The organism is Bradyrhizobium sp. SOJA106, assembly GCF_059448745.1.
In genome coordinates this window covers 4,857,622-4,884,442 of sequence record NZ_CM182549.1, presented here as the reverse complement: position 1 = coordinate 4,884,442, position 26,821 = coordinate 4,857,622, and the positions used below count along the sequence as shown (strand labels likewise).

Annotated in this window: 26 protein-coding genes and 2 pseudogenes; 16 read left to right on the top strand and 12 right to left on the bottom strand. The window is 63.8% G+C overall.

Annotated features, from left to right (window positions below):
* Positions 1–17 precede the first annotated feature (17 nt).
* Positions 18–1,004: a Bug family tripartite tricarboxylate transporter substrate binding protein gene (locus AC5V87_RS22585; protein ID WP_495367788.1), complete on the bottom strand. Its 987-nt coding sequence runs from the start codon at positions 1,002–1,004 to the stop codon at positions 18–20.
* Between the two features lie 154 nt (positions 1,005–1,158).
* On the opposite strand from AC5V87_RS22585, the gene AC5V87_RS22580 reads away from it, so the two are divergent.
* The gene (locus tag AC5V87_RS22580; protein ID WP_456838211.1) at positions 1,159–1,965 is read left to right on the top strand and encodes an IclR family transcriptional regulator domain-containing protein; all 807 of its coding nucleotides are present in this window, start codon (positions 1,159–1,161) and stop codon (positions 1,963–1,965) included.
* A 432-nt stretch (positions 1,966–2,397) separates the two neighbouring features.
* Positions 2,398–2,607 carry a hypothetical protein gene (locus AC5V87_RS22575; RefSeq protein WP_495367787.1) on the top strand — a complete coding sequence of 70 codons (210 nt, stop codon included), beginning with the start codon at positions 2,398–2,400 and terminating at the stop codon, positions 2,605–2,607.
* A 47-nt stretch (positions 2,608–2,654) separates the two neighbouring features.
* On the opposite strand, the gene AC5V87_RS22570 is transcribed toward AC5V87_RS22575, so the two are convergent.
* The 5 genes and pseudogenes from AC5V87_RS22570 to AC5V87_RS22550 all read right to left on the bottom strand — a co-directional run bounded on the left by AC5V87_RS22570 (position 2,655) and on the right by AC5V87_RS22550 (position 7,263).
* Complete coding sequence (locus tag AC5V87_RS22570; protein ID WP_495367786.1) at positions 2,655–2,783, bottom strand: hypothetical protein; 129 nt, start codon at positions 2,781–2,783, stop codon at positions 2,655–2,657.
* Positions 2,784–3,149: 366 nt separating this feature from the next.
* A complete protein-coding gene (locus tag AC5V87_RS22565) occupies positions 3,150–4,175 on the bottom strand; it encodes an ABC transporter permease (RefSeq protein ID WP_456838214.1) in 1,026 nt (341 codons plus the stop codon).
* Positions 4,176–4,186: 11 nt separating this feature from the next.
* Positions 4,187–5,689 (bottom strand): sugar ABC transporter ATP-binding protein, encoded by a 1,503-nt coding sequence (locus AC5V87_RS22560; RefSeq protein WP_495367785.1) that lies wholly within the window; start codon positions 5,687–5,689, stop codon positions 4,187–4,189.
* 6 nt (positions 5,690–5,695) lie between these two features.
* Complete coding sequence (locus tag AC5V87_RS22555; RefSeq protein WP_456838216.1) at positions 5,696–6,718, bottom strand: sugar ABC transporter substrate-binding protein; 1,023 nt, start codon at positions 6,716–6,718, stop codon at positions 5,696–5,698.
* Between the two features lie 141 nt (positions 6,719–6,859).
* A pseudogene (locus AC5V87_RS22550) lies at positions 6,860–7,263 on the bottom strand (globin).
* A 480-nt stretch (positions 7,264–7,743) separates the two neighbouring features.
* On the opposite strand from AC5V87_RS22550, the gene AC5V87_RS22545 reads away from it, so the two are divergent.
* A complete protein-coding gene (locus AC5V87_RS22545) occupies positions 7,744–8,121 on the top strand; it encodes a DUF2946 domain-containing protein (RefSeq protein ID WP_495367784.1) in 378 nt (125 codons plus the stop codon).
* Between the two features lie 85 nt (positions 8,122–8,206).
* Positions 8,207–10,606, top strand: a complete 2,400-nt coding sequence (locus AC5V87_RS22540) for a TonB-dependent receptor family protein (protein ID WP_495367783.1) — start codon at positions 8,207–8,209, stop codon at positions 10,604–10,606.
* Positions 10,607–10,706: 100 nt separating this feature from the next.
* On the opposite strand, the gene AC5V87_RS22535 is transcribed toward AC5V87_RS22540, so the two are convergent.
* Positions 10,707–10,880 (bottom strand): hypothetical protein, encoded by a 174-nt coding sequence (locus AC5V87_RS22535; protein ID WP_495372038.1) that lies wholly within the window; start codon positions 10,878–10,880, stop codon positions 10,707–10,709.
* On the opposite strand from AC5V87_RS22535, the gene AC5V87_RS22530 reads away from it, so the two are divergent.
* The 8 genes from AC5V87_RS22530 (at position 10,798) to AC5V87_RS22495 (ending at position 18,538) form a co-directional block, all read left to right on the top strand.
* Positions 10,798–11,844, top strand: coding sequence for a sialidase family protein (locus tag AC5V87_RS22530; RefSeq protein WP_495371931.1), 1,047 nt, complete (start codon positions 10,798–10,800; stop codon positions 11,842–11,844). The genes AC5V87_RS22535 and AC5V87_RS22530 overlap by 83 nt on opposite strands.
* A complete protein-coding gene (locus tag AC5V87_RS22525; RefSeq protein WP_456838220.1) occupies positions 11,841–12,338 on the top strand; it encodes a TlpA family protein disulfide reductase in 498 nt (165 codons plus the stop codon). Before AC5V87_RS22530 ends, AC5V87_RS22525 begins: the two co-directional genes overlap by 4 nt.
* 28 nt (positions 12,339–12,366) lie before the next feature.
* Positions 12,367–12,897, top strand: a complete 531-nt coding sequence (locus AC5V87_RS22520; RefSeq protein ID WP_495367782.1) for a copper chaperone PCu(A)C — start codon at positions 12,367–12,369, stop codon at positions 12,895–12,897.
* Between the two features lie 32 nt (positions 12,898–12,929).
* Positions 12,930–13,448, top strand: a complete 519-nt coding sequence (locus AC5V87_RS22515; protein ID WP_456838222.1) for a YcnI family copper-binding membrane protein — start codon at positions 12,930–12,932, stop codon at positions 13,446–13,448.
* A complete protein-coding gene (locus tag AC5V87_RS22510) occupies positions 13,448–15,010 on the top strand; it encodes a copper resistance CopC/CopD family protein (RefSeq protein WP_495367781.1) in 1,563 nt (520 codons plus the stop codon). Before AC5V87_RS22515 ends, AC5V87_RS22510 begins: the two co-directional genes overlap by 1 nt.
* A gap of 145 nt (positions 15,011–15,155) precedes the next feature.
* Positions 15,156–16,475, top strand: coding sequence for a proline--tRNA ligase (gene proS, locus AC5V87_RS22505; RefSeq protein ID WP_495367780.1), 1,320 nt, complete (start codon positions 15,156–15,158; stop codon positions 16,473–16,475).
* Positions 16,476–16,548: 73 nt separating this feature from the next.
* Complete coding sequence (locus AC5V87_RS22500; protein ID WP_283086715.1) at positions 16,549–17,829, top strand: lipoprotein-releasing ABC transporter permease subunit; 1,281 nt, start codon at positions 16,549–16,551, stop codon at positions 17,827–17,829.
* A gap of 7 nt (positions 17,830–17,836) precedes the next feature.
* A complete protein-coding gene (locus AC5V87_RS22495; protein WP_456838226.1) occupies positions 17,837–18,538 on the top strand; it encodes an ABC transporter ATP-binding protein in 702 nt (233 codons plus the stop codon).
* A gap of 130 nt (positions 18,539–18,668) precedes the next feature.
* Here the strand turns inward: AC5V87_RS22495 and AC5V87_RS22490 are convergent, their stop codons facing one another.
* Positions 18,669–19,748 carry an alcohol dehydrogenase catalytic domain-containing protein gene (locus AC5V87_RS22490; RefSeq protein WP_456838227.1) on the bottom strand — a complete coding sequence of 360 codons (1,080 nt, stop codon included), beginning with the start codon at positions 19,746–19,748 and terminating at the stop codon, positions 18,669–18,671.
* Positions 19,749–19,869: 121 nt separating this feature from the next.
* Between AC5V87_RS22490 and AC5V87_RS22485 the strand changes: the two genes are divergently transcribed.
* Complete coding sequence (locus AC5V87_RS22485; RefSeq protein ID WP_456838228.1) at positions 19,870–20,655, top strand: helix-turn-helix transcriptional regulator; 786 nt, start codon at positions 19,870–19,872, stop codon at positions 20,653–20,655.
* A 93-nt stretch (positions 20,656–20,748) separates the two neighbouring features.
* Here AC5V87_RS22485 and pdxR read toward each other — a convergent pair whose 3' ends face one another.
* Positions 20,749–22,155: a MocR-like pyridoxine biosynthesis transcription factor PdxR gene (gene pdxR / locus AC5V87_RS22480; RefSeq protein WP_495367779.1), complete on the bottom strand. Its 1,407-nt coding sequence runs from the start codon at positions 22,153–22,155 to the stop codon at positions 20,749–20,751.
* Positions 22,156–22,271: 116 nt separating this feature from the next.
* On the opposite strand from pdxR, the gene AC5V87_RS22475 reads away from it, so the two are divergent.
* Both AC5V87_RS22475 and AC5V87_RS22470 read left to right on the top strand, forming a co-directional pair.
* Positions 22,272–22,733 (top strand): carboxymuconolactone decarboxylase family protein, encoded by a 462-nt coding sequence (locus AC5V87_RS22475; RefSeq protein WP_495367777.1) that lies wholly within the window; start codon positions 22,272–22,274, stop codon positions 22,731–22,733.
* A gap of 51 nt (positions 22,734–22,784) precedes the next feature.
* Positions 22,785–23,423: an HD domain-containing protein gene (locus AC5V87_RS22470; RefSeq protein ID WP_456838231.1), complete on the top strand. Its 639-nt coding sequence runs from the start codon at positions 22,785–22,787 to the stop codon at positions 23,421–23,423.
* Positions 23,424–23,430: 7 nt separating this feature from the next.
* Here AC5V87_RS22470 and AC5V87_RS22465 read toward each other — a convergent pair whose 3' ends face one another.
* From AC5V87_RS22465 to AC5V87_RS22455, 3 genes and pseudogenes are all read right to left on the bottom strand, one after another.
* A complete protein-coding gene (locus AC5V87_RS22465; RefSeq protein WP_456838232.1) occupies positions 23,431–24,723 on the bottom strand; it encodes an MFS transporter in 1,293 nt (430 codons plus the stop codon).
* Between the two features lie 159 nt (positions 24,724–24,882).
* The gene (locus AC5V87_RS22460; protein WP_456838233.1) at positions 24,883–25,191 is read right to left on the bottom strand and encodes a DUF3551 domain-containing protein; all 309 of its coding nucleotides are present in this window, start codon (positions 25,189–25,191) and stop codon (positions 24,883–24,885) included.
* A pseudogene (locus AC5V87_RS22455) lies at positions 25,136–25,436 on the bottom strand (DUF3551 domain-containing protein). Before AC5V87_RS22455 ends, AC5V87_RS22460 begins: the two are co-directional and overlap by 56 nt.
* A gap of 254 nt (positions 25,437–25,690) precedes the next feature.
* Here AC5V87_RS22455 and AC5V87_RS22450 point away from each other — a divergent pair.
* On the top strand, positions 25,691–26,410 hold the full coding sequence (locus AC5V87_RS22450; RefSeq protein ID WP_456838234.1) for an outer membrane protein: 720 nt from the start codon (positions 25,691–25,693) through the stop codon (positions 26,408–26,410).
* The last annotated feature ends 411 nt before the right edge of the window (positions 26,411–26,821 follow it).

Here is a 26,821-nt window from a genome sequence, read left to right as displayed (position 1 = left end):
AAAATCTGATGTCACTGTTACTGGACCTTGATGCCGGCGTCGGCGACGACCTTGTGCCAGTGCGAAACCTGGTCGCCGACCAGCCGGCCGAATTGCTCGGGCGTGCCGCCCGCTGGCTCGGCGCCGATCTTAGCAAGCGCCTCGCGCACTGACGGCTTCTCCAGCGCCTTGTTGATGGCAGCGTTGAGCCGCGCGACCGTCTCCTTCGGCGTGCCATGCTTGACTGCAAAGCCGGTCCAGTCCTCGACCACCAGCGAAGGATAGCCGGCTTCGACGATGGTCGGCACATCAGGAAGAAGCGGCACACGCTTCGGTCCGGTCACCGCAAGCGCCCGCAGCTTACCGGTCTTGATCAGGTCGACGACCGGCAACATGGTGATGAACATGAAGGCGTTGGTGCCGTTAAGCAGGTCACCGATCGCCTGCGGGAATTGCGCGTAAGGAACGTGCTGGGCACGCGTGCCAGTCTGCTGCTTAAATTGCTCGCCGATCAGGTGCGCGGGCGTGCCGAAGCCGCCGGACGAGAATGTCAGCTTATCGGGCTGGCTCTCCAGCAGAGACACCAACTCTGCCACGGTCTTGGCCGGCACCGACGGGTTCACCACCAGAACGTTGTAGGAAACCGTTGCTTTGATGACGGGGTCGAAATCCTTGTCCAGGTCGAACGAGATGTTCGGCACCAGCGATGGCGCCGCGACCGACGGCACCGACATGGCATAGAGGCTGTTGCCGTCTGCCGGCTGGGTGAGGACGTCGGTGGCTGCGATGGTGGTGACGCCGCCCGGCCGATTCTCGACAATCACGCGCCAGCCTTCCGACTCCGTCAATTCCTTGGAGACGATGCGGCTGATGATGTCGGGCGGCGTGCTGGCCGAGAACGGTGCCACGAAACGAACCGTCCCGGTCGGAAAGGATGTCTGTGCGGATACTTGCGGGCTTGAGGCGAGCAGGGCCAGCGTCGCGAGCGATAATGAGGTGGTGCGGTGAAACAGGCGGGATCTCATGGAAGTCTCCATCAACGATGAAAATCTCGATTCCAAGTCGCAACCTGCAGGCACCCTACCTTTGAGCGTGACGGCGCGTTTTGCCAGAACAATCGACGTGCATTCCGCATTGTGAAGCGCTACATTCCACATTGTGAAACGAGGCGAGCAAGCGATGGCGGGCCCGAAAGTCATCAAGAGCCTGGAGCGGGGCCTTCTCGTTATGCAGGCCCTGCAAATGCAGCCAGACTCTTCATTGCAGGAGCTTTATGTTTTCACCGGCATCTCCAAGCCAAGCCTGCTCCGTATCCTCCACACGCTGGCCCGGTCCGGCTTGGTCACGCGACGGCTTGCCGACGGCCGCTATCGCATCGGCGCGACGCTTTCGCATGCGCCTTCGCGTCGAGAACATCGCGACCGCATCGCGGAAGCCGCGGCTCCGATCCTGGAGCGACTGTGCGAGCGGGTTTCCTGGCCCTCCGACCTGATGGTGCCGGCGGGTGACCACATGGAAATTCGGGAGACGACACGGGCGCGGAGCCCGATCTTGTTGCAGCAGGAGCGCATCGGGTTGCCGGTCAACTGGCTGCATTCGGCGGTCGGCCGCGCCTATCTCGCGTATTGTCCTGTGAAGGAGCGACAGCGAATTGTCGATCTGTTGCGCAGCTCCAGCAAGCCTGAGGATCGGTTGGCGCGAGACCCGGCGCGCTTAAGCAGTATCCTCGCCGAGGTTCGTTCGCGCGGCTATGGCACGCGCGACGCCACGCATACCGGAGGTTACTATGGTGGCCCCCCGCATGCGGATGGTCTGTTCTCGATCGCGGTTCCTCTGCGCGATGGGCAGCGGGTCCTCGGAGCAATCAACATGCTCTGGCTTAAGACCGCCTTTTCCATCGAGACCTTTGCGGCCCGGCATCTCGACGAGCTTCAGGACGCGGCGAAGGAAATTGTCAATTCAGTCCGAAGTCGGAGAAGACGCTGATGTCGGCCTGTGCTGCGGTGCTCGAGTCCGGATGTGGCCCGTTGCAGACCTCCTCTCTTGTCCACGCATGGTGCGCTTCCGAGGGTACAGCGGACCGGATGTGCTCACGTTGAGCTCTTCGCATTTTGGCCCTTAGCTGAACCGGGCTGAGGCATTTGCAATGTCGGCTAAGGGAGGCAGAGCGGTGCGAAATCCATCGCCTCGCGGGCGGAGCGAGTACCAAGCAACCGTTGATGCGGGCTGATTGAGAGAATCAAGTTTGATGGGTTTCACAAGAGCTCAACCCATCCTACGGCTGCCTGCTCGAACTTCATGCAGTCTCTATCGAATGCCCTAGTTGGAACGAGGCCTCTCGTTGTCCGTTGATGCGTTGTCGCGACGGATGCTTTTTCGAGGTCCGGCGGAGCCACCTTATCAACGAGGAGATTGGCCATGGCAAGTGCGGCAGACCGCGATCCCCGACACCATACGCACAAGATGCAGAAGGCTCTCCAGGATATCAGGAACCATCTGCGCGAAGACATCGAGAAGGTCGACGAACCGCAGTTGAAGGCGATGTTCGAGACCTCAGCCGAGGTTCTGGGTGGGCTCGAGAAGGCCTTCAGGGACTACGAACGGAAGAACGAAAAGGCCTGGCGCTGATCGACTTCGCCGCCACCACCCGCGCGGTTCCATCCATTCCGCCCGCCTCAATCGGTGGAAGTCATGACCTGCCGAACCAAATCGAGAAACGTCGCGGACTGAATTCCCTGCTGGCGTTCATTCAATTCAACGAGCTGAACGGCAACCAGACGCTTCTCCGGCACGATCGCGATCAACTGTCCTCCGTAGATTGGCACCGAGGAACTTCCATTCAACGCGGGGCTCGGCACTTGCCCCACCCCGAACAGAACAGCAGGATCGCGAGGAGGGCTGAATACCGCATGACGATGGCTTGCTCGGGGATTTTGCAGATGTTTGAAGAGAGGCGAAGGAGACGACCGCGGGTCGTATCATGCAGGCAATGGCCGCAGCTTGAACTCAGCGCTGCGCCGAACCCGTTCGCTGCCATGATGCCATCATGCTCCTGTTTTGCCCGACGTGTCAAATCCAATTTCGGAAACATCGCAATTTGCTGCGCGCCAAATTCCCCAATGATTTGTACTGTGCATGGGGTTGTTTTCGCACTTTTGTCTGGCGGCCGTCTACTCCGCCGCTTTTTCCCGCAAGCGCTGCGCATAGACGTTGATGACCAGCGCTGCCAGGAGGATCAAGCCGCGGATCAGGATCTTCAGGAAGCTGTCGATGTTGACGTGGTCGAGGCCGTTGTTGAGGACGCCCAGCACGAACAGGCCGACGATGGTGTTGCCGATGCCGCCGCGGCCGCCGAACAGGCTGGTGCCGCCGACGACCACCGCGGCAATGGAGTCGAGCAGGTACGTGTCGAACTCGTTCTGCTGCGCGCTGCCGAAATGGGCGACGCCGAGCATGCCGCCGATCCCCGAGCAGACCGCCGAGATCACCATGACGGCGCCTAAGATGAGCTTGACGTTGAGGCCGGCAAATTCGGCCGCCTCGCGGTTTCCGCCGACCATGTAGACGTAGCGGCCGAAGCGCGTGTAGGTCAGCACGAGGTGGCCGCCGAGCAGCATGATGGCGGCGACGATGACGATCCAGGGGATGCCGCCGATCGATCCCGAGCCGAGCGTCGTGATCAGGCTGGGCACCTTGTAGGCGATCTGGCCGCGCACCAGCAGCGCGGAGATGCCTGCCGCGATCTGCATCATCGCCAAGGTCATGATGAAGGAGGGGATGCCGATCACGGTCAGCCCCAGCGCATTGACGAGGCCGAGCAGGGCGCAGAGCAGGATCGAGAGCAGAATGGCGACCGCGCCGGGCAGGGGGATGTTGGCGATGTTGACGTAGGATTCCTGCAGCGTGAAGTAGGCGACCGCGATGCCGGTGACGTTGGCGATGCTGGCGATCGAGAGATCGATCTCGGCGCAGAGGATCACGAACGTGAGGCCGACGGCGATGATGCCCGTCACCGACACCTGCGTCAGGATGTTGCCGAGATTGTCCAGCGTGGCGAAGGAGGGACTGGCGAAGGCGAAGAAGGCGGAGAGGAAGATCAGGGTGAGGAACGGGGCGATGTTGCGCATCTGCGAGCGCAGGAACGGCGCAACGCTCCGCGCCCGCTGCTTTGCCGCCAAAGCCGTCTCACTGCTCATGTGCTTCTCCGTCACGCCGCTTCCAGCAGGCGGTCCTTGCTGACCGGCTCGTTCCTGAATTCCCGGACCACCGCGCCGCGCTTGAGCACGAGGATGCGGTCGGCCAGCGACAGCACCGTTTCCGGCTCGGTCGACAGCACGATGATCGCGAGCCCTTTTTCGCGGAGGTCGCGGACGATGTTGATGACGTCGTTCTTGGCGCCGACATCCATGCCGCGGGTCGGCTCGCAGAGGACGAGCAGCTTTGGCGGATAGGTCAGCCATTTGGCCAGCGCAACCTTCTGCTGGTTGCCGCCGGAGAGCATGCCGAGGTCGAGGCCGACCACCGGCGGCCTGATCTGCAGCTGCTCGACCTGGCGCTGGGCGATGTCGCGCTCCTGCGCCGGCTTGAGCAGCAGGGCGGAGATGCGATCCAATATGCTGATCGAGACATTTTTGTAGACCGGCTCCTGGTGAAACAGCATGTCGCGCCGGCTCTCCGGCACCAGCGCCACACCAGCGCGCCGCGCCGCCGCCGTGCTGGCAAAGGTCCTTGGCGTGCCGTCGACGAAAAGCGTGCCGCCATCAGGCTTCAGCTTGCCGAACAGGATACGCGACAATTCTTGTTGCCCGCACCCCATGAAGCCATAGATGCCGAGCACCTCGCCGGCGCGCGCCTCGAAGGAGATGTCCTTCAGGCTGCGGGCGAGCGAGAGCCGGTCGACCTTCAGCACCACCGGGCTGTCGCTCGGCTGCGGCAGCATCAGATCGTCGGTGTAGCTGTGCTCGAGCGCTTCGCCGCCGCGGCCGATCATGGCCTCGATCAGGGCCCCCTTGCTGGTCGCAGTGCTCGCCGTCTCGGCGACCTTCCGCCCGTTGCGGAACACGGTGACCGTGTCGGAGACGCGAAGGATGTCCTCAATGAAATGCGAGATGAAGACGATGCTGGTGCCTTCCTCGCGCAGGCGCCTGAGCGTTGCAAACAGGCGCTCGACCTCGGGTGGGGAGAGGGCGGAGGTCGGCTCGTCCAGGATGACGATGCGGGCGCCGGAGAACAGCACGCGGGCGATCTCGATCAGCTGCTGCAGCCCGATCGGCAGATCGCCGAGCCTCGACATCGGATCGACGTCGATGCCGAAACGGGCGAGCTGCTCGCCGGCCTCGCGCGCCATGCGCCGCCATTGCACGAGGCCAAGGGCATTGGTCGGCTGGTTGCCGAGGAACACGTTCTCGGCGACCGTGAGGTCGGGCGCGACGGAGAGTTCCTGATGCACCATGGCGATGCCGGCCGCGTGCGCATCGCGGGCCGAGCGGAAATGCGACTCCGCGCCGTCGATCAGGAAGCGGCCGGAGAATTCGGTGTGCACGCCGGCGATGATCTTCATCAGCGTGCTTTTCCCCGCGCCATTCTCGCCGACGAGACCGTGGATCTCGCCCGGGTACAGCGCAAAGTCGACACCACGAAGCGCTTCGACGCCGCCGAAGCTCTTCGTGATGCCCTGCAGTTCCAGAATGGGCGAACGACCCGCTGACATGGAATCTCAGATCAGGAAATGATCCTGCATCCACTGCATCCCCGCGGCATTGGCCTTGGTAACGACAGGCCCGTCGGTGACGACGTTCTTGGGAATGCCCTGGCCGCTCTTCTCGCCGCCGACCACGGCGGAGACGCCCGCGATGATGGCGCCGCCATGGATGCGACAGGACGGATTGCGGACGGTCGCGAACATGCGGCCTTCGCTGACGGCCTGGATCGCCGGCGGCATCGCATCGACGCCGCCGATCAGGATGTTGGTGCGGTTGCGGGCCTTCATGATGTTGGCGGCGGCGAGCGCCATGTCATCGTTGTGGAAGAATGCCGCGTCGATCTGCGGATATTTGGTGAGGTAAGTTTCCCAGAGGCGCGCCGTCTTAGAGACGTCCCAGTCGGCCGGCTGGGTATCGAGCACCTCGATGTTCGGGAACTGCTTCACCACGGAGTTGAAGCCTTTCGCGCGGCCCTGTGCCCCGGTGTGACCGAGCGCGCCCTGCGTCATGATGATCTTGCCCTTGCCGCCCATGGCGTTGCACAGCGCCTGCGTGACCGAGGCGCCCATGAACTCGTTGTCGGGGGCGAGAAAGGAGTGGACGTTAATTTGATCGAGGGGAGCAATAAGCGTGTCCATGTCGATCACGGGCGTGCCGGCGTCGATCATCTTCTGCACGGGCTGGGTGAGGGTGCCGATGCCGAAGGCCTGGATCGCGACGAAATCCCATTTCTGCGAGGCCATGTTGTCGATCGCGGCGCGCTGCTTCACCGCGTCGAGCTGGCCGTCGAACCAGGTGACCTCGACATTGAACAGCTTGCCCCAGAATTCCGCGGCCTGCTTGCCCTGCGCGCACCAGGTGGCCTGGAGGCCTGCATTGGAGAACGCCGCCTTGAGCGGCTTCTCGCTGCGTCCGACCTCGGCCGCCAATGCGGGGTTTATGCCCATGCTGCCGAGAAGGGCAGCTCCGGCGCCGGCGGTCGCTGCCGCCTGAAGAAGATCGCGCCTCGTCGTCGAGAAATCTTTCGTCCCGGACATCGCTCGCTCCCATATCTCTTATCGTCGGCGCGTCATTGCCTGCGCGACCGATGTCCGAAAGTCTCTCACAAGAGTTGGTGCCACTCAATCAGCAATCGGCCGCGGGATCGCAGGCTGCTCACGTTGGTGCAGCGCAAAGCGTCAGGCGGGCACGGTGGCGAATGCGTCGATATCTGGGAGCAACTGGTCCCACGCCTGCGCCATCTCGGCCGACCATTCGTCACCAAGCAGATCGCGCAGCGTATCCCTGATCACGGCGAAGAACGCGATGAACAGATCGCGCGGCGTGCCGTAAGCATCGTGCGAGGCAACCTCGCAGGCGATCAGCCGGAAATGCCCGCGGCGTTCACCCGCAAAGTCGAGGATCGCCTCGATCGTCAGCGCAAGCATCGATCCCATCACCAACTCGCTGCCCTGCACGCGGAACATCGTCCGCGTTTCCGGATGCTGTTCGAACAGACGTTGATAGACGAGCGGCGTGAGATCGGCGCAGCGCGATGCCGGGTCTCAAAGCTCTGTTCGATCGAATCCGGGGAAGCGCTCATCGGCTTTGAGGCGACGCAGACAAAAAAAGAGCGGGGCCTGGCCCCGCTCAAAAATTGTGTCGACCCTATTATCCCCGATCTTGAGATTTGATCTTGATTGACGGGGCGACGCTGCGTTTTGCGCGCCAGGGGCTCCTCCCGAGACTTGGACCACCAGACATCGACCTCGCGGTCAGGCCTGAGCAAGAGGAATGCTAGATCAACTTTTCTCACTTGTCATCATTTTCGGCAACGAATGTTCAAAATTCGAGCAATAGACGAAATGATCGGCTGCTTACCTCGTAAGCATATGACAAATATAAGAAATCTGTGGACAGGGCAGGGTTTGGCCGCTGCCTCAAATGCCGGGCGTCCGGTCCCGTGGGGCGGTCCGATCACAGTTTTCGGGATATTTGCGCTGGACCAAGATGGCGGTGGAACTGACCTCGACTCGCGCGGCGGCGCGGTGTTTAGTTGGCGCACGAACGAATGGTTCGGTGGATGCGCGCCCGGCTGCAAAAATTCCTACCCCTCGTCCTGCTCGCCCTGGCGATGCAGGTGCTGGCACCGATCGCCGCGTGCTGGTCGGCCGGGCAGGCCATGGCCGATCCGTTGCATGCCGCCGTCATCTGCCACAGCGCGGGCGAGCAGGGCAGTGATCTGAACGATCGGACCGGCACGCCGACCGCGCATGGTGCGGCCTGCGCGCTGTGTTGCTTGGCGCAGGCGGGCGCCTCGCTGGATTCGCCGCCGCAGCTCACTGTCTCCATTCCCCTCCGCCGCGCCGAGCGCGTCTCTTGGCATAGCGCCGAGGTCACCGTCGTCGCAGCCCACAAGGGCTCGAACGCCCAGGCGCGCGCGCCTCCTCATCTTTCCTGACGACCCCTCGTAGTCGCCGCGTTCCGTCCGCTGGCGATTGATGTTGTCGATTGGCCGGAGCGAAAGCCGGCGTCAGGAATGCCCCATGTCAGTTCGTCATGCTCGTCGCGGCGTGAGCATCGTTGCCATTCAGGCCGCACTGCTTACGTCCTCGAGCGGAGCCTTCGCGCAAAGCCGCAACACTGAACTTCCCGCTGTGACTGTCGAGGCGCCGCAGGCGGCTCGCGCCAAGGCCGTCAGCCGGGCCTCGAAGCCGCGAGCCGTGTCCGCGAACCGCGCGCCGAAACCCATTGCGCAGAGCGCAAGCGTCGGCGCGCGGACCCAGAACAGGACCGTGACTGCCAGCGCAGCGCGCGACAGCCTCAATCAAGCGCCATCCGGCCAGACCGCGACGATCATCGATCGCAGCCAGTTCGATAATCGTCCCGCATTCTCGGTCAGCGACGTCCTGCGGGACAGCCCGGGCATCTCAATCAAGCAGGGCAACGGACCGCGCGATTTCGGCATCTCGATTCGTGGATCCAACGCGAGGAACGGCTTCGCCATCCGCAATCTCGTGATCTTCGACGACGGCTTTCCGGTCACGCAGCCGGACGGCCTGTCGCGGAGCGACCTGATCGACCCCCACGCCTATGGTGCGATCGACGTCGTCCGTGGTCCCTCGTCGCCGCTCTACGGCAACTACGCAACCGGCGGCGCACTCAATTTTCGGACGCGGCCGGGCGGCACGATCGACGGGATCGAATATGGTGTCGAGGGCGGCAGCTACGGCTATCTCAACAATTACCTTGCTGCAGGCAAGAAGATCGGGAATTTCGAGGGCTCGCTCTTCGCGAGCGACACGCGCGGCGACGGCTATATCGGCAACAGCTGGTTCAACACGCAGACCGTCAACTTCCTCGGCAGGCTCAAGGCGACGCCGGACGATCGCTTCACTGTCAAGATCATCAACAACGACCTCAGCGCGCGGCTGCCGATCCGGCAGTCGCTGAACCAGTATTACCAAAATCCTTTCCAGCAGGGCTGTGCGACCGGTGTCTCGGCCGCGGCGGGATGCGGCACGGTCACGCTCTTCAACAACGGCTTTAATACGGCGGCCGGCACGGACAAGGAAACGGCAGTGCAGGCCGGGCTTGGCCGCAATGATCGCCGCACTATCGTCGGTGGTCGCTGGGAGCACGATTTCGACAACAACACGACCTGGCGCAATCAGTTCGTGTTTGACGATAGGAACATCAACCAGCCGACCGGCGCGACCAGCGCCATCGGAGATTTTCCCTCGTACAATCTTATGAGCGACGTCACCAGGCGAGGCGAGATCGTCGGCCTGGAATCCACCACGTTCTTCGGCGCCTTCTACAATACGCTGACGGCGCCGAGCGATACGCGGAATGTAATGCCGGGAGGCAATGCAACGCTCGGCAGATTGTCGAGCAATCTCTACAGCGAGACCACCAACTATGGTGTTCGCGCCAGGGAAGAGATCAAGCTCACTGCGGCACTGACCGCAGTCGCGGGCATCGGTTGGGAGACAACCCTCCTGAAGGGTATCAACACGGCATACGCATATGCCGGTCCCACTGGCGTTACCACCACAACCCTCACGACGGCGGATCGGCAGTTTCAGAATGCCGCGCCGGAGTTGGCGCTCCTCTACAATCTCAACAACGAGTGGCTGTTCCGCGGACGGGTCGCCACGGGATACGGCACTCCGCAGGTCTCGAATCTGTTCGTCCTTCCGACGGGTTTGTCGGGCAACAATACCCAGCTTCAAACCCAAAAAAATCTTGGCTACGACCTCGGTTTCGATTGGACCCCGAATAGCGCGCTCAAGCTCAGCGCGACTGGCTTCTACGAGTTCTTTCGCAACGAGATCGTCAGTCAGGCAACTCCGATCAACGGCATAACCTACATGTTCAACGCACCGCGATCCGAGCATCGCGGCGTCGAGCTTGCGGCCGACTGGAAGTTCTATCCGGGCTGGCGGTTCATGGCGGCATACACCTATCTCGACGAAATCTACACCGAGTATGTCGAGAACATTACCAATGGCACGCTGTTCAGCTTCAACCGGGCCGGCAACAAGATCCCCGGCATCTCGCTGAACGAACTGACGGCCAGGGTCGGTTACGACGAGTTCGCGGGGCCTTTGGCTGGACTTGGAGGCTTCGTCGAGGTCCAGTGGAAGGACTCCTTCTACATGGACAATGCAAATCTATTGAAAGCGCCGGGCTATGAGCTGGTCAATCTGAACGTTCACTACAAGACCGATCTCGTGTCCGACACGTTCAAATCGCTGAACCTGTTCCTCGAAGTCAGGAACGTGTTCGACCGTATCTACGTTGCGTCAGCCAACAACATCGCCAACACCGTGACCACGGCGGGCCTTCAAAACCCTGCGAGCGTGCTCGCGAACACGACCGGATCGATCTACGCAGGCTCGCCGCGCACGTTCGTTGCGGGTATGAAGGTGGCGTTCAGATGATCCGGGCTCACGAAGGGAATAGGGCCATGATCCGAAGTGGCTTGCTTGCGATCGTCACTCTTGTGTTCCTGCATGGTTTGGCGCTCGCGCAGATGCACCATCAGCATGCATCGGAGGCGGCCTGCGAGGAGCCGATGTTGCGCTGTGCGACCAAGGTGACGCCCGCATTCGCTCCGGACGGAACGCTGTGGCTGGTCTGGATGGCGGGCGGGCAGGTCTCGGTTGCGAGCTCGCGGGATGAGGGGCGGAGCTTCTCGGCTCCCGTCCAGGTCACGACAAAGCGGCTGAATCTCGACTGGGGCCCGGATGCGCGGCCGAAGATCGTGGTCGATCGCAAGGGCGGCATCGCACTCGCGTTCTCGATCTTCAGGGATGAGGCCTTCAACGGCCAAGTGCTCTACACGCGCTCGGCCGATGGCGGGAAGAGCTTTGTCGAGCCGAGGCCCATCACCGCCGGCAACGAGAGCCAGCGTTTTGAGGCGCTCGCGCTCGATCAGGATGGAACAGTCTTTGCGGCGTGGCTGGACAAGCGCAATCGCGTTCTCGCGAAGGAAGCAGGACAGAAGTACGAGGGGGCGGGGCTGTTCTTTGCCTCGTCCAGTGACGGCGCCACCACCTTCGCGGAGGCTCGATTAGCGCGCGAAGGCACCTGTGAATGCTGCCGCTTGGGGCTGACCTTTGCGGCGCCCGGGCGACCGGCCGTGATCTTCAGGAACATCTTTGATGGCGGCGTGCGGGATCATGCGGTCATGACCTTCACAGACGGCGCGACTCCAGGTGAAATCCGCCGGGTCAGCAACGACGATTGGCAGATCAATGCCTGCCCACATCACGGGCCGAGCCTCACGGTTGCGCCGAACGGGACCTATCATGTCGCCTGGTACACGAACGGCAAGGCGCGGAAGGGATTGTTCTATGCGTATTCGCGCGACGAAGGCCGCACGTTCTCCGCGCCCATGGCGCTGGGGGAGCCTGGCCGCAATCCGACGCGCCCCTACGTGCTCGCAGGCCCTGCCGGAACGGTGATGGTCTGGAAGGAGTTCGATGGCGACAAGACCTCCATCCAAATGAGGATCTCCCGAGATGACGGAAAAAGCTGGTCGCCGCCGAAGGCAATATGGAGCACGACAGACACCTCCGACCACCCCTTGCTGGTGTCCAATGGCCGACAGGTCTACCTGTCATGGATGACCAAGGCGGATGGGTATCTGCTCACAGCGATCGAGGATCAACGATGACATATCGATTTGCCGGCATTCTGGGCCTGGGGATCCTGATCGCGTCGGCGGCTGCGCTCGTGGCGGCGCCGGCCCTCAAACCGTTCGAACGTGGTACGTGGCAGAGCGTGCTGAAGGGTCATGCCGGCCGCCCGACACTGGTGCATTTCTGGGGCGTGACCTGCGGGCCCTGCAAGGTCGAGCTGCCGGAGCTCGGGCGGTTTGCAAAGGATCATCCCGGCATCGAGGTGGTCACGATCAGTGCTGATCTCGTGCCGAATCTGCCGGCGGCGACGCAGTCGATGCTCGACAAAGCGGGGTTGTCGTCGGCCGAGAATTTCATCTTCAGCGACGGCTTCGTCGAGCGCTTGCGGTTCGAGATTGATCCCGCCTGGCAGGGCGATATCCCTCGGACATTGCTGATCTCGCGGGACGGAACCATCACGACGATCGAGGGCTCGGCCGAGATGGCCGATCTCGAAAAATGGTCGAGCCAACAGCTCGGCACACACTGAGATTCAATCTGCAAACGGGAAGACGAATATGAAGACGATGTTGAAAGATGTGATGCTCGCGACCTTTGCGCTCGCTCTTTGCGCGGCACCTGCGGTGGCCGAGGACGTCAAGGCCGGCGATCTCGTCATCTCGCAGGCCTGGAGCCGGGCGACGCCGGGCGGCGCCAAGGTTGCCGGCGGCTATCTCACCATCGAGAACAAGGGGACGGCGGCCGACAGGCTCGTCAGCGTCTCCGCCGACATCGCCGGCAAAGCCGAGGTCCATGAGATGGCGATGGACAACGGCGTGATGAAGATGCGTCCGCTCGACAAGGGGCTCGTCATCGAGGCGGGCAAGACCGTGAAGCTCGCGCCCGGCGGCTATCATTTGATGCTCCAGGAGCTGAAGGGGCCGTTCAAGCAGGGCGACAAGGTGCCCCTGACGCTGGAGTTCGAGAAGGCCGGCAAGGTCGCGGTTTCGCTCGACGTGCAGGGCGTCGGCGCGCAAGCGCCCGGCGATGCTGGCCATTCCGGCCATGAAATGAAGAAAATGCCGGATCATTCGGGAATGAAGATGTGATGAAGCCGATCATGATCCTCGGGAGACGGCACATGTCGAAGCATCGCTGGGTCATCGTTCTGGGGACGCTTGCGGCGACGCCGGCTGGCGCGCACGTCTTCCTCGAAACCAAGCAGGCCACGGTCGGCACGTCCTATAAGGCCGTGTTCGCCGTGCCGCATGGCTGCGCCGGCTCACCCACGGTGAAGATCCGCGTGCAGATCCCGGAAGGGGTGATCGCGGTGAAGCCGATGCCGAAGGCGGGCTGGAGTGTCGATGTCGTCGAGGGCAAATATGCCAGCGAGTACGACTACCACGGCAGCAAGCTCTCCTCCGGCGTTAAGGAGGTGGCGTGGTCCGGCGGCAGGCTGCCGGACAAGCACTATGACGAGTTCGTCATGCAAACGGTCCTGACCGAGATGCTGAAGCCGAACACGACGCTGTATTTCCCGGTCGTCCAGGAATGCGAGACCGGCGTCAGCCGCTGGATCGAAATCCCGACCGAAGGAGCAGGGCCTTCGCACGAGGGCAAGTCGCCGGCGCCTGGCGTGAAGCTGCTGCCAAAGCCCTGATGCGGCTCATCGCCGCGCTCGCGACGCTGCTTCTGGTCGTCGGCCTCGCGACCGGCGCGTCGGCGCATGCGGCGCTTGTCTCGGTCGAGCCCGCGAGCGGCAGCATGCTCGCGAGCGCGCCGAAAGCGGTGGAGCTGCGCTTCAACGAGGCGGTGACGCCGGGCGCGATCCGGCTGATCGATGGCGTGGGCAGGGCGCGGGACGATGCGCGCGTCAGTGCATCGGGCGAGACCATCTCGGTCGCGATGCCGCCGGACCTGCCGCAGGGAACGGCCGTGGTCAGTTACCGGGTGATCTCACAGGACGGTCACCCGGTCTCGGGATCGGTGATCTTTTCGATCGGTACGCCGACGGCGACAAAACCTCCGGCGAGGGCGGATGGCGGGCTGAACGCGCTGATCTGGCTTGCGCGGGTCGGCCTCTATCTCGGACTGTTTGTCGGCGTTGGCGGCGTGTTTTTTGCGCGCTGCATCGCCTGGTCTATGATCGGCATGACCGTTCCGCACGTCGCGCTCGCCATCGGTCTTGCGAGCGCGATTACGTCCCTCGGCGCGTTGGGCCTCGATCTGCTCGGCCTGCCGCTGGCGGCGCTTGCGACGGCTGCTCCCTGGAAAGCCGCATTCGCGACCAGCGCCGGCCCCTCGCTTCTCGTCGCCCTCGCGGCGATATTGCTCGCCCGGATGGCGCTGTGGAGCGCATGGTACGCGCGTGCTGTCGCGATCGTTGCGCTCATCGGCGTCGGTCTGTCGCTCGCCACGACCGGGCACGCTGCAACGGCGCCGCCGGAGGCGTTGACGCGTCCGGCGATCTTTCTCCACAGCCTCGGCGTTGCCGTCTGGATCGGTGCTCTCGCGCCGCTCGTTGCGCTGATGTCGAAGCCGACGACTGCGTCGCTGCCCGTCGTGAACCGCTTCTCCCGCCTCGCTGCGCTGGCGGTCGGCGTGCTGGCCTCGACCGGCCTCGCGCTCGCGATCGTTCAGCTCGAAAAGCCGGCAGCGCTCGTGGAGACCCGCTACGGGCTCATCCTGTCGATCAAGCTTGTACTGGTCACGGGATTGCTCGCGCTCGCCGCGTTCAATCGATTCCGGCTGACGCCGGCGCTGGCCCGGGACGAGACATCGACGCCTGCGCTCAAGCGCTCGATCCTGCTCGAATGCACCATCGCGCTCGCCATCTTCGCCGTTGTGGCCGGCTGGCGGTTCACGCCGCCACCGCGGACGATCGTTCCGGAAACGCCCTTGGCGATCCACATCCACACCGACAAGGCGATGTTCCAGGTGCTGGTCTCGCCGGGCAAGGCCGGCATCGACGATTTCGTGCTTCAGCTCATGACGGGCGAGGCGACGGCGCTTACGGCCAAGGAGGCGAGGCTGACGCTGAGCCTGCCCGAGCGCGGCATCGAGCCGATGGAACGCAATGCCGAGCTCGGACCGGACGGCTACTGGCACGTGCGCAAGGTCGATCTGCCCTTTGCCGGCCGCTGGCATGTGCGGATCGATGCATTGGTGACCGATTTCGAGAAGATCACGCTCGAGGACGATCTCGATGTGGCGCCGCCCTAGGAGATAAGGTTCAAGTCGAACCTGAAGGCAACGGAAAAATGACAGGAATCTCGCCGCGTTAGCGGCTTTTCCTCATTCCCGGTCTTGTGTTTTCGCTCCCAATCCGCTTTCACTGCAAGCCCTCACTGATTCCTCGAGTATTGCCATGCGGTTGTCACGGTTCTTTCTGCCCATTCTGAAGGAAAATCCGAAAGAGGCGGAGATCGTCTCGCATCGGCTGATGCTCCGCGCCGGCATGATCCGGCAGGAAGCGGCCGGCATCTATGCCTGGCTGCCGCTTGGCTTCCGCGTCTTGAAGAAGATCGAGCAGATCGTGCGCGAGGAGCAGGACCGCTCGGGCGCGCTGGAACTGCTGATGCCGACGCTCCAGCTCGCCGATCTCTGGCGTGAGAGCGGCCGCTATGACGCCTATGGTCCTGAGATGCTGCGCATCGCCGACCGCCACAAGCGTGAGCTCCTGTACGGGCCGACCAACGAGGAAATGATCACCGAGATCTTTCGCGCGTATGTGAAGTCCTACAAGAACCTGCCGCTCAATCTCTATCATATTCAATGGAAATTCCGCGACGAGCAGCGTCCGCGCTTCGGCGTGATGCGCGGCCGCGAGTTCCTGATGAAGGATGCCTATTCGTTCGACCTGAATGAAGCGGCAGCCCGCGTCGCCTATAACAAGATGTTCGTCGCGTACTTGCGCACCTTCGCGCGGATGGGGCTGAAGGCGATACCGATGCGCGCCGAGACCGGCCCAATCGGCGGCGATCTCAGTCACGAGTTCATCGTGCTTGCGCAGACCGGCGAATCCGGGGTGTTCATCAATCGCGACGTGCTGGATCTGCCGGTGCCAGGCGAGGACGTCGACTATGACAGCGACCTGACGCCGATCATCAAGCAGTGGACCTCGCTCTATGCGGCGACCGAGGATGTCCACGACGGCGCGCGGTTCGAGAGGGAAGTGCCGGCCGAGAAGCGGGTGAACACCCGCGGCATCGAGGTCGGTCAGATCTTCTATTTCGGCACGAAGTATTCCGAGCCGATGAAGGCGATGGTGGCCGGCCCCGACGGCGTCGACGTGCCGATCCATGGCGGCTCCTATGGCGTCGGCGTCTCGCGCCTGCTTGGTGCCATCATCGAGGCCTGCCATGACGACGCCGGCATCAAATGGCCGGAAGCTGTGGCGCCGTTCCGCGTGGCGATCCTCAATCTCAAGCAGGGCGATGCCGCCGTCGATGCGGCCTGCGAGAAGCTCTATGCGGAGCTCACCGCCAAAGGCGTCGACGTGCTCTACGACGACACCGACCAGCGCGCCGGCGCTAAGTTCGCCGCCGCCGACCTGATCGGCATCCCCTGGCAGATCATGATCGGGCCGAAGGGCCTCGCCGACGGCAGGGTCGAGATCAAGAAGCGCAGCGACGGCGCCCGCGAGACGATGTCGCCTGCGGACGCGGTCGCCCGCCTGGTCGGCTGAATATTGTTCATCGCCCGAGATCGCGGCCGCCAATCCGGCCACAATTGACCCCGAATCATGGGATTATCGAGCGATGGACGAGACCATGACCGAAACCGTTCAAACCGCGCCTTTCGCGCCATTCGAGTGGATGCTGTCGGCGCGCTATTTGCGGGCGCGCCGCAAGGAGGGATTCATCTCGGTCATTGCCGGGTTCTCCTTCCTCGGAATCATGCTTGGCGTGGCGACGCTGATCATCGTCATGGCCGTGATGAACGGCTTCCGCAAGGAACTGCTTGACAAGATACTCGGCCTCAACGGCCACATCCTGGTGCAGCCGCTGGAATCGCCGCTCACCGACTGGAAGGACGTCGCCGATCGCATCAGCCAGGTCCAGGGTATCCGGCTCGCCGCGCCCGTGGTCGACGGCCAGGCGCTGGCGTCATCGCCGTGGAACGCCTCGGGCGTGCTGGTACGCGGCATCCGCTCCGACGACCTCAACAATCTCACCTCGATCGCCAAGAACATCAAGCAGGGCTCGCTCGAGGGCTTTGACGAAGGGCAGGGCGTTGCGATCGGACGCCGGCTCGCCGACCAGCTGTCGCTGCACGCCGGCGACAGCGTGACGCTGGTGGCTCCAAAGGGCGCGGTCACGCCGATGGGCACGACGCCGCGCATCAAGCCGTACAAGATCGTCGCCGTGTTCGAGATCGGCATGTCCGAATACGATCTCGGCTTCGTGTTCATGCCGCTGGCGGAAGCGCAGGCCTATTTCAACCGCAGCAGCGACGTCACCTCGATCGAGGTGTTCACCACCAACCCCGACAAGATCGACGCCTTCCGCACGGCGGTGACGGAGGCCGCGGGCCGCCCGGTGTTCCTGGTCGACTGGCGGCAACGCAACTCGACTTTCTTCAATGCGCTCCAGGTCGAGCGCAACGTGATGTTCCTGATCCTGACCATGATCGTGCTGGTCGCAGCGCTCAACATCGTGTCCGGCCTGATCATGCTGGTGAAGGACAAGGGCAGCGACATCGCGATCCTGCGCACGATGGGGGCCTCGCAAGGCTCCATCATGCGCATCTTCCTGATCACCGGCGCCTCGATCGGCGTGGTCGGCACGCTGGTCGGCTTCTTCGTCGGCCTCGTGATCTGCCTCAACATCGAATCGATCAGGCAATTCCTGTCCTGGTTGACCTCGACCGAGCTGTTCTCGCCGGAGCTCTACTTCCTGTCGAAGCTGCCCGCCGAGATCGACATCGGCGAGACAACGGCGGTGGTCATCATGGCGCTGACTCTGTCGTTCCTGGCGACGCTCTACCCGTCCTGGCGTGCCGCGCGCCTCGATCCCGTCGAAGCGCTCCGGTACGAGTGAGGGGCTGATGGAGCAGCAGGGGGCTGACGATGTACCGGTCATTTATCTCCACGAGATAAAGCGGCAGTACTTGCAAGGCGAGGTGCCGCTGACGATCCTCGACGGCGCCAAGCTCGCGCTGTGGCCGGGCCAATCCGTCGCGCTGGTGGCGCCCTCGGGCTCGGGCAAGTCGACGCTGCTGCACATTGCGGGGCTGCTCGAGGCGCCCGATTCCGGCGAGGTCTACGTCAACGGCGCACCGACCTCGCAACTGCCGGACATCGAGCGCACCCAGCTGCGCCGCACCGACATCGGCTTCGTCTACCAGTCGCACCGGCTCCTGCCGGAGTTCTCGGCGCTGGAGAACGTGATGCTGCCGCAGATGATCCGCGGCCTGAAGAAGTCGGAGAGCGTCAAGCGCGCCAAGGAGATCCTCGGCTATCTCGGCCTCGGCGACCGCATCACCCATCGGCCGGCGGAGCTGTCGGGCGGCGAGCAGCAGCGCGTTGCGATCGCGCGCGCGGTCGCGAACGCGCCGCGCGTGCTGTTTGCGGACGAGCCGACCGGCAATCTCGACCCTGGCACCGCCGAGCACGTGTTCCAGGCCCTGATGCAGCTGGTCAAGGCGACCCAGGTCTCGATGCTGATCGCGACCCACAACATGGAGCTCGCCGGCCGCATGGACCGGCGGGTGTCGCTGTCGAACGGCCAGGTGATCGAGCTCGAGTAACCAAGCAGCGAAAACAACCCCATGCACAGTAGGCGGCCGTGGCCGGCTGCGATCGGGGTGACGTCTCCCAGCCATCTGACATCGCAGGCCTATCCGCTGCGACGGCGCATCGCCGCAGCGGAAGGGCCATCTACGGCTTTATCACCGTCATGTTGAACGCGCCCGCATGGGCGGCCGCATAGTCCACGGCCTCGTTGGCGTGGTCCAGATCGAATGCCGTCGTCTCGAAGTGATCGAGACGCAAGAGGCCGGCGCGGACCAGCGCGATCAGGCGAACCGCAGCATCCGGCGGATACATCCAGACGCCGTGAATCGTGATGCACTCGCGCATGATCCAGTTGTAGGGCAGCTCCAGCCCGGGGCCGCCCTGCATGTTGACGCCGCCCATCAGCACGACACGGCCATTGGGCCGCACCGTCATGATCGCGGCGCGGACCACCGTGGTCGAAACGGAGGGCGGCATGATGTCGAACGCGCAATCGATCGGGCCGGGTGCCGCGCGCTTCATCAGCTCGCGGTCGTCGTTCTCGTTGCCCGTCAGCTTCACCGGCCTGACCCGCGCGCCATGGCGACGCACGAGCTCGGCGAGCATCTTCTCGTTGCGGCCCGGCGCAACGACGCAAGCCGCACCCATCGCGAGCGCCACCGCCACGGCTGCGCTGCCGAAATTGCCGGTCGCGCCGCTCACCAGGACTGTCTCGCCGGGCTGCAGCTTGGCGGCGAGGAAGCCGCCATAGGGTACCAGCAGTGTGCCCAGCGCGCACCATTGCGTCACCTCTTCCGCGCTGATTTCGCCGAGCCGCGTCACGTTCTCCGTCGGCACTCTCATTCGCTGGGCAAAGGAACCGTCGTGAAAATACTTCTGCAGCCGCATGCCGCCTTCGCCGCGCGCGCTGACGCCCTGCAAATGAATATCGGGAGCGATCGCGTCGTCGCGCGAGCGGACGGTCGGATCGCAGAGGACCCAGTCGCCGACGGACAGTTTGGTTGAGTCCGGGCCAATCGCGCGCACGCGTCCGACCCCGCCGGCTCCTGGAACGGCGGGCAGATCCAGCGCGTATTTGCGTTCGCCGCTGAACACTTCCTTGGAATAGGACAGGACGCGGGTGGCGACGACGTCGACGATCACCTCGCCGGTGCCGAGCACGGGGTCGGGGACGTCCTCGATCGCAAGCGGGGATCCGAAAGATTTGAGTACGGCAGCCTTCATGATGTTGACCTTCGTTCGCACCTCATTTGTGAGGTGTACGGACTATGCGAGGGCTTTCGCGATGCAGGAAGGCCTGGTATTATCCTAGTATTCCACGGGCCCTCCATCACGGGAACACTTCATGGCCGATCCCCGCCGCGTCGAATTCGGCGACTTCCTGAGGTCTCGCCGCGAAAAGTTGTCGCCGAAGGCCGTGGGCCTTCCCGCGGGCCAGCGGCGGCGCACCGCGGGGCTGCGCCGCGAGGAGGTCGCCCAGCTCGCCGGCATCGGTGTCGACTGGTACATCCGTCTCGAGCAGGGCCGCACCGTCAGCCCGTCGGTCACAACGGTCGATGCGCTGGCGCGGGCGCTGCGGCTCAGCAAGACCGAGCATGCGCATCTCAAGGACCTCGCGCGCGACAGCAACAAACGTCCCTTCACCCGCGAGGTGGTACCGCCGGCCATTCGGCGCCTGGTCGAAAGCCTGCCGCATCCGGCCTACATCACCGGGCGGCGCTGGGACGTGCTGGCGTGGAACGCAGCAGCCGAGGAGATCTTCGCGTTCGGGCGGCTGCCCGAAGAGGACCGCAACACACTGCTGTTGATGATGACCGACAAGAAGGCCCGCAAATCCTACGGGGCAGGCTGGGCTGACGTCGCCAAACGCATGGTCGCGATGTTTCGCGCCACGCACGATGTCTGGGCCGGCGATCCCGCCTTTGCGGAGTTGCTGACGCGCTTGCGCGAGGGCAGTCCCGAATTCGTCAAATGGTGGGGCGCGCATGAGGTGCACGGCACCTTGTCGGGCCGCAAGACCTTGACCCACCCGACCAAGGGCGTGCTGCATTTCGAGCACACCAGCTTCCAGGCCAATGACGATCCCGCGCTGAAGCTCGTGATCTATACGCCGGTGAAGGAGGCGAGCTGACGCCCGGCCTTGATTCAGTCTTACGATGGACCAACAGGCTGTGCGCGCCCTTGCGGTTTGCGGCGGCCCGGCCGCTTCTCGCGACGATGGCCATCATGCCTGGCGTTCGAGGATCGCAAAGAGCCTCTCGCAAGACGCCCCGAGGTGCTTTTGCGGAGACGTGGCGACGCCCAGCAGCAGTCCCGGCTGCGCTGATGCCTTCGATGCATACCACAGCGATAGCGGCGTAGGCGCCAGTCCGAACGATGCCGCTTCCCGGGCGATGGAGAGGTCGGATGTGCCGTTCGGCAGCCGCAGGACTGCGGCCAATCCTGCAAGTGCGGCATTGGCGGTGCGGACGCGGAGCAGTTTCAGCAACGCATCGGCTTGCGCTGCGTAGGCCCGCTTGGTGCGCCGGAGATGCCGCAGATAATGACCCTCGCGGATGAAATCGGCCATCGCCAGCTGCACCGCGGGCCCGGCCGCCGGGGCGAGGCAGGCCGCAACTTCGGCAAAACGCGAGGCGAGAGCGGCTGGCGCAACGACGAAGCCGAGCCGTAACGTCGGCGTCACGGTCTTGCTGAAGGAGCCGATGTGAATGACGCGGCCCGCGCGGTCGAGCGAGGCGAGCGCCGGCGTGGCGCGGCCCTTGAGCTGAAGCTCGCTCAGATAGTCGTCCTCGATCACCCAGGCCTTGCCTTGTGCGGCCCAGTCGAGCAGGCGTGAGCGTCGTTCCAGCGACAGTGTCGATCCGAGCGGCGCCTGCTGTCCCGGGGTCACGACGGCGAGCGCCGCGTCAGGGGCATGTTGCAGCCCGTACCCGACGTCGATGCCGTCAGCATCGACCGGGATCGGCGCGACCGATAATCGCGCGAGCTCAAGGCCGTGGCGGGTGAACGGGAAGCCCGGATCCTCCATCCACACCTTCTTCTGCTCGAGGCCGAGCACACGGAGCGCGAGGCCAAGGCCGCCGCTGAAGCCGCCGGTGATGATGATCTGGGATGGCGCGCACGTGATCCCGCGCGCCAGCGCAAGGTAGGCCGCGATCTCACGCCGCAAGTCCAGCTCGCCACGCGGATCCGGATAGATCGCCGGCGCGCTCATCTCGGCGCGAACCGCCTGTGCGCGCATCCGCGCCAGCAGCGTTGCGGGCAAGGTCGTCTGGCCCGGCACGCCCATCTGGAAGAAGGCCGGCCCCGCGGTGAGCTCCCGGTACATCTCCATAAACGAGCCGGGGTCCGGAGCCTTGTCCTGCCGAACAGGGAACGAGAGCCGATCCGCGACATGCGTTCCGGTTGCGCGGGCGGCGACGATCAGCTGGGCGGACGAGAGCTTTTCATAGGCCGAACGCACGGTGCCGCGCGCGACGCCAAGCTGGGCGGCGAGGTCCTGCCAGGAGGGCAGGCGGGCGCCCGGCGCGAGCACGCCGTTCTCGATCGCGGCCCTGATCCCCTTGTGGATCTGCTCAGTCAGCGGCGTCCTGGCGGACCGATCGAGTTCCAGCCGCAGCGGTTTGGTCATACGCCGTGGTACACGATTTTTGTGCGTTCTTGGTGCTTTTCCATGGACCACGGTAGGGGCACCTAGGGAGCGAGAAAAGGGCCGGGCCTTCAAGCCGATCATTAGGGAGCAAGACCATGACTGGGCGTCTCGACTACGACCGCATCGCACCGGCAGGGGTGAAAGCGTTGGGTGGCGTCTATGGCTACATCATGCAGAGCAATCTTCCCGCGACGCTGGTGACTCTCGTCTATCTGCGCGTGTCGCAGATCAACAACTGCGCCTACTGCCTCGACATGCACATGCGCGATCTGCTCAAGAGCGGGGTGAAGATCGAAAAGGTCGCGCTGCTGCAAGCGTGGCGGGAAGCCGGTGATCTCTTCGACGGGCGCGAGCGCGCGGCTCTCGCATGGGCCGAGACGGTGACGCGCGTTGCGGATACCGGCGTGCCGGATCAGGCCTATGAAGCCGCCCGGGCGGTCTTCGAGGAGCGGGAGCTCGTCGATCTCACGATCGCGATCAGCCTGATGAACACGTACAACCGCATGGCGATCAGCTTCCGCAAGACGCCGCGCGCCGTGGCAGACAAGGCAGCTTGACGGGCCGCGGGCGCAATCGATCGACCTTGTTTGCAACTCAGGAGCTTGAAGATGACGAGCGTGATCTCCGGCGTGAAGATTCCCGACAGCAAGCTGGCGCGCGAGGCAGCCGAACTGGTGCGCAGTTACGAAGACGAGATGCTGTTCAACCATTCCGTCCGCGTCTACGTGTTCGGCGCGATGAAGGGACAGCGTCAGAAGCTGAAATTCGATGCCGAACTGCTCTACGTCGCGGCGTTGTTCCACGATCTCGGCCTGGTCGACCACTACCACAGCGAGACCAAGCGGTTCGAGGTCGACGGTGCGGATGCGGCGCGCGACTTCCTCCGGGCGCGCGGCATCGGCGAGGCACAGGCCGATCTGGTGTGGGAGGCGATCGCGCTGCACACCACGCCGGGTATTCCGCAATATATGCGGCCGGAGATCGCGCTTACCAACGCGGGAGTACTGGTGGACGTCGTCGGCGTTGGCTATGACGAGTACACGCCGGAGCAGCGGGAGCAGGTGATATCGGCGTTTCCGCGCGGCGACTTCAAGAACGAGTTCTTGAAGGTGCAGACCTGCTCAGCGCTGAAGAAGCCTCAGACCACGTTCGGGACGGTGAACTTCGACTACATCGAGGATCACGATCCCTCCTTCCGCAAGCCGAACGCGTGCACGCGCATCCGCAACACGCCCTGGCCAAGCTGAGCGGCCGCTACGCCACCGGATCCTTTGCACGGCTGCGGTGATCCGGCGCAAGCGGTGGCGCCGGTCGTGCTGGCGCCAAGGGCGGGGTGTTGACCACGACCGGTGCAGACCTGGCGTCTCGCCAGGCCACGATCCAGATCAGGAAACCGAGCAGCGCAAGCACGGCGCCGACAGGACCAGTCGAGGTCCAGCCCAGGCCCTCGCGAATGGCAAGGCCGCCGAGGAACGGACCGAGCGCATTCGCGGTGTTGAACGCCGAATGGTTCAGCGCGGCAGCCAGTGCCTGGGCATCGCCCGCCACATCCATCAGCCGCGTCTGCAGGATGGCACCGAGCGAGACGCTGGCGCCGATCGCGAAGACATCCGCCGCAAGCAGCCAGGGATTGCCGGCGACCAGCGGAAACAGCAGCAGCGCGACGGCCGCGAACAGCAGGATCGCGCCCGCCGTCGGCATCAGGGCGCGATCGGCGAAGCGCGGCACGAACAGATTGCCGAGGGTGGCGCCGATGCCGAATATCGCGAGGAAGAACGGCAGGACGGTGGTGCTGACTTTTGTGACCTCGATCAGCGTGGTGGCCAGATACGTATAGACGGCGAACATGCCGCCGAAACCGATGGCGCCGATCGAGAGCGTGATCCAGACGCGTCCGCTGCGGAGCGCACCGAGCTCGCGCAACGGGTCCGACTTGCCGGCCCGGTCGCGCGGCGCGAACATGGCGCAAAGCAGCACCGTCAGCAGCGCCAGCACAGAGACGAGACCAAAACTCGCGCGCCAGCCGACGGCCTGACCGATCACATTGGCCAGCGGCACGCCAATGATCGTGGCTATGGTCAGGCCGAGCATGACCTGGCCGACCGCCTGCGAGCGCCGATTTTGAGGAACAAGCGAGGCCGCGACCAGCGCAGCGATGCCGAAATAGGCGCCGTGCGGCAGCCCCGAAAGGAAGCGCGCGGCGATCATCCAGCCGAAGCCAGGTGCCAGCGCGGTGAGCGCGTTGCCGAGCGCGAACACGGCCATCAACGCCAAGAGCTGCGTCCGGCGCGCGAAGCGTGCGCCGAGCACGGCGATCAGCGGCGCGCCCAGCACCACGCCGAGCGCATATGCGCTGATCGCGTGCCCCCCGGTCGGCTCATCGATGCCGAGATCTTTCGCGAAGAACGGCAGCAGGCTCATCGATGCGAATTCGGTGGTTCCGATCGCAAAGCCGCCCATTGCGAGCGAGAACAGGACGATGGCGAGGTGAGGAGGCGCGGAGGTCGCGTTCGTACGGCGCGCGGTCGCTTGAGGCGAGGTCGTCATGTGTCCTGCATCGGTGGCGTCAACGGGAACCAGCCCAGCGAACGTCGCCACCCCTGCAAGATTTGTCCGTCGAACTTAAACCCGGATCAGTACGCGTCAACACCACAGCGGTCATGTTTGGGCGGCCGCATATCAGCATCCCGATTGGTACGTGCCAGTCTAATCAACGCGCCTCCGGCGTGGGGCAACTGGTCTCTTCTGCGCAGAGTACGGGTTCACGACGCAGCTCGCCGAACGCCCGACGGCGAGAAACTTGCACTGTTCGAGCGAGGTGTAGCGGCAATCGAAATAGCCCACCTGGCCGTAGATCTGCATGCAGACGGGATAGCTTGGATCATAGGTCTGCGCGCGCGCATGCGTGCTGACCAGCAATGCGCCAATCGCGGCGAGCGCGAGGGCGGCGCAGCGCGTCTCAGCGCAGCGGGAGATAGCCCGGCGTGAATGTGCGCGGTCGGTTCTGATACGCATAGGGATCATCGCTGGCCTGCGAAGTAGGGATTGGCGATGCAGGTCAGCGTGCGGCCCGATGCGCTCGCCTGACACTGCGCGTAGCTGTCGAACCTGCAATTGCTCAGCCCCGGCCATTCATCACCCGTGAGGCAGAACGCGTGATTGGTGCCGAACGCGCGCGCAGGCGTGCTTGCATCAAACGCGAATGTGGCGAGAGCGAGCGAAAATGTGGCGACAATGGGGAGGGTAATTCGTCCGCACATTTCAATTCTCCAATCACGCGTTTGTGCGCGCGACGTTGTTACGCGCGCAGGCGATGTATGTTCGTGTAGTGGACGTTGGAACTCATGAAAACACTTGTTTCAAAGGGCTTCCGGCGCGCGCTGCTAAACATGCATTAACGTAGCGGGGGCCTTTGGCTCTGACTGTGGCGTCGAGGTTACAGCAATTCCGCCGATCGCTGCTAAGACGACACCGCGGCCCGGGGGCCTACTGAAGAAACTGGAACGGGAATCATATGAAAAAGAATCTGTTGCTTGCTGCTGTGAGCCTCGTCGCGCTCAGCGCGACTGCGCCGGCGCTGGCTGCTGATCTCGCTGCGCGTCCTTACACCAAGGCTCCGCCGGCGGCGATCGCCACGATCTACGATTGGAGCGGCTTCTACATCGGCATCAACGGCGGCGGCGCTTCGGCGCGCTCGGAGTGGAGCCTGGTCGGCTTCGGTCCGGAAGGTTCGCACGATGCGACCGGCGGCACCGTCGGTGGCCAGATCGGTTATCGCTGGCAGTCCGGCCAGTTCGTGTTTGGCCTCGAAGGCCAGGGCAACTGGGCTGACTTCACGGGCGACAACATCAGCGCTGTGACCGGCTTCCGTAACCGCACCAAGATCGATTCGTTCGGTCTGATCACTGGCCAGGTCGGCTATGCCTGGAACAACGTGCTGGCCTACGTGAAGGGCGGCGCGGCGGTTGTCGGCAGCAAGTATGACGTCTTCACTGCCGCCGGCGCTAATATCGACACCGCCAGCGCGACCCGTTGGGGCGGTACGGTTGGGGCCGGTCTCGAAGTGGGCTTTGCCCCGAACTGGTCGGTTGGCGTCGAGTACAACCACATCTTCCTGGGCGGCAAGGACGTCACCTTCGCCAGCGGCACCGTCGACCACATCAAGCAGGACGTCGACATGGGTCTCGTCCGCCTGAACTACAAGTTCGGCGGCCCGATCATCGGTCGTTACTGATGCCGATCGCTCCACGGGAGCGATCGTCGAAAAAGCCCCGGCCTCGCGCCGGGGCTTTTTTATTGCGTGAATCCAGCGAGTTAACCATCCCGTTTTGCGAAGGCTCGGATTGCTTGACTCCGAGGAACGAAATGAGAACAATGTTCTCCATACGTTCTAGCGATGGAGCCAGCCATGTTCAGGATTTTCGTGGAAGAAGCCGCCGCACTCGCCTCGATCACGCTGTTCGTCGGGATGATCGCGATCTGGGCGCAGGTGATTCCACAGCTGTGATTCCGGTTGGGGAAAAGCCGGACGACGCGGCGAAGCGACCGCTCCGGCGTGGACTCTCGCGGCGCGACACCCCACCATTGTGAGGCGAGTCGGCCGGGCGAGTGCTGGATGCCTCCGGTGCGGGCGACCGCTCCATCT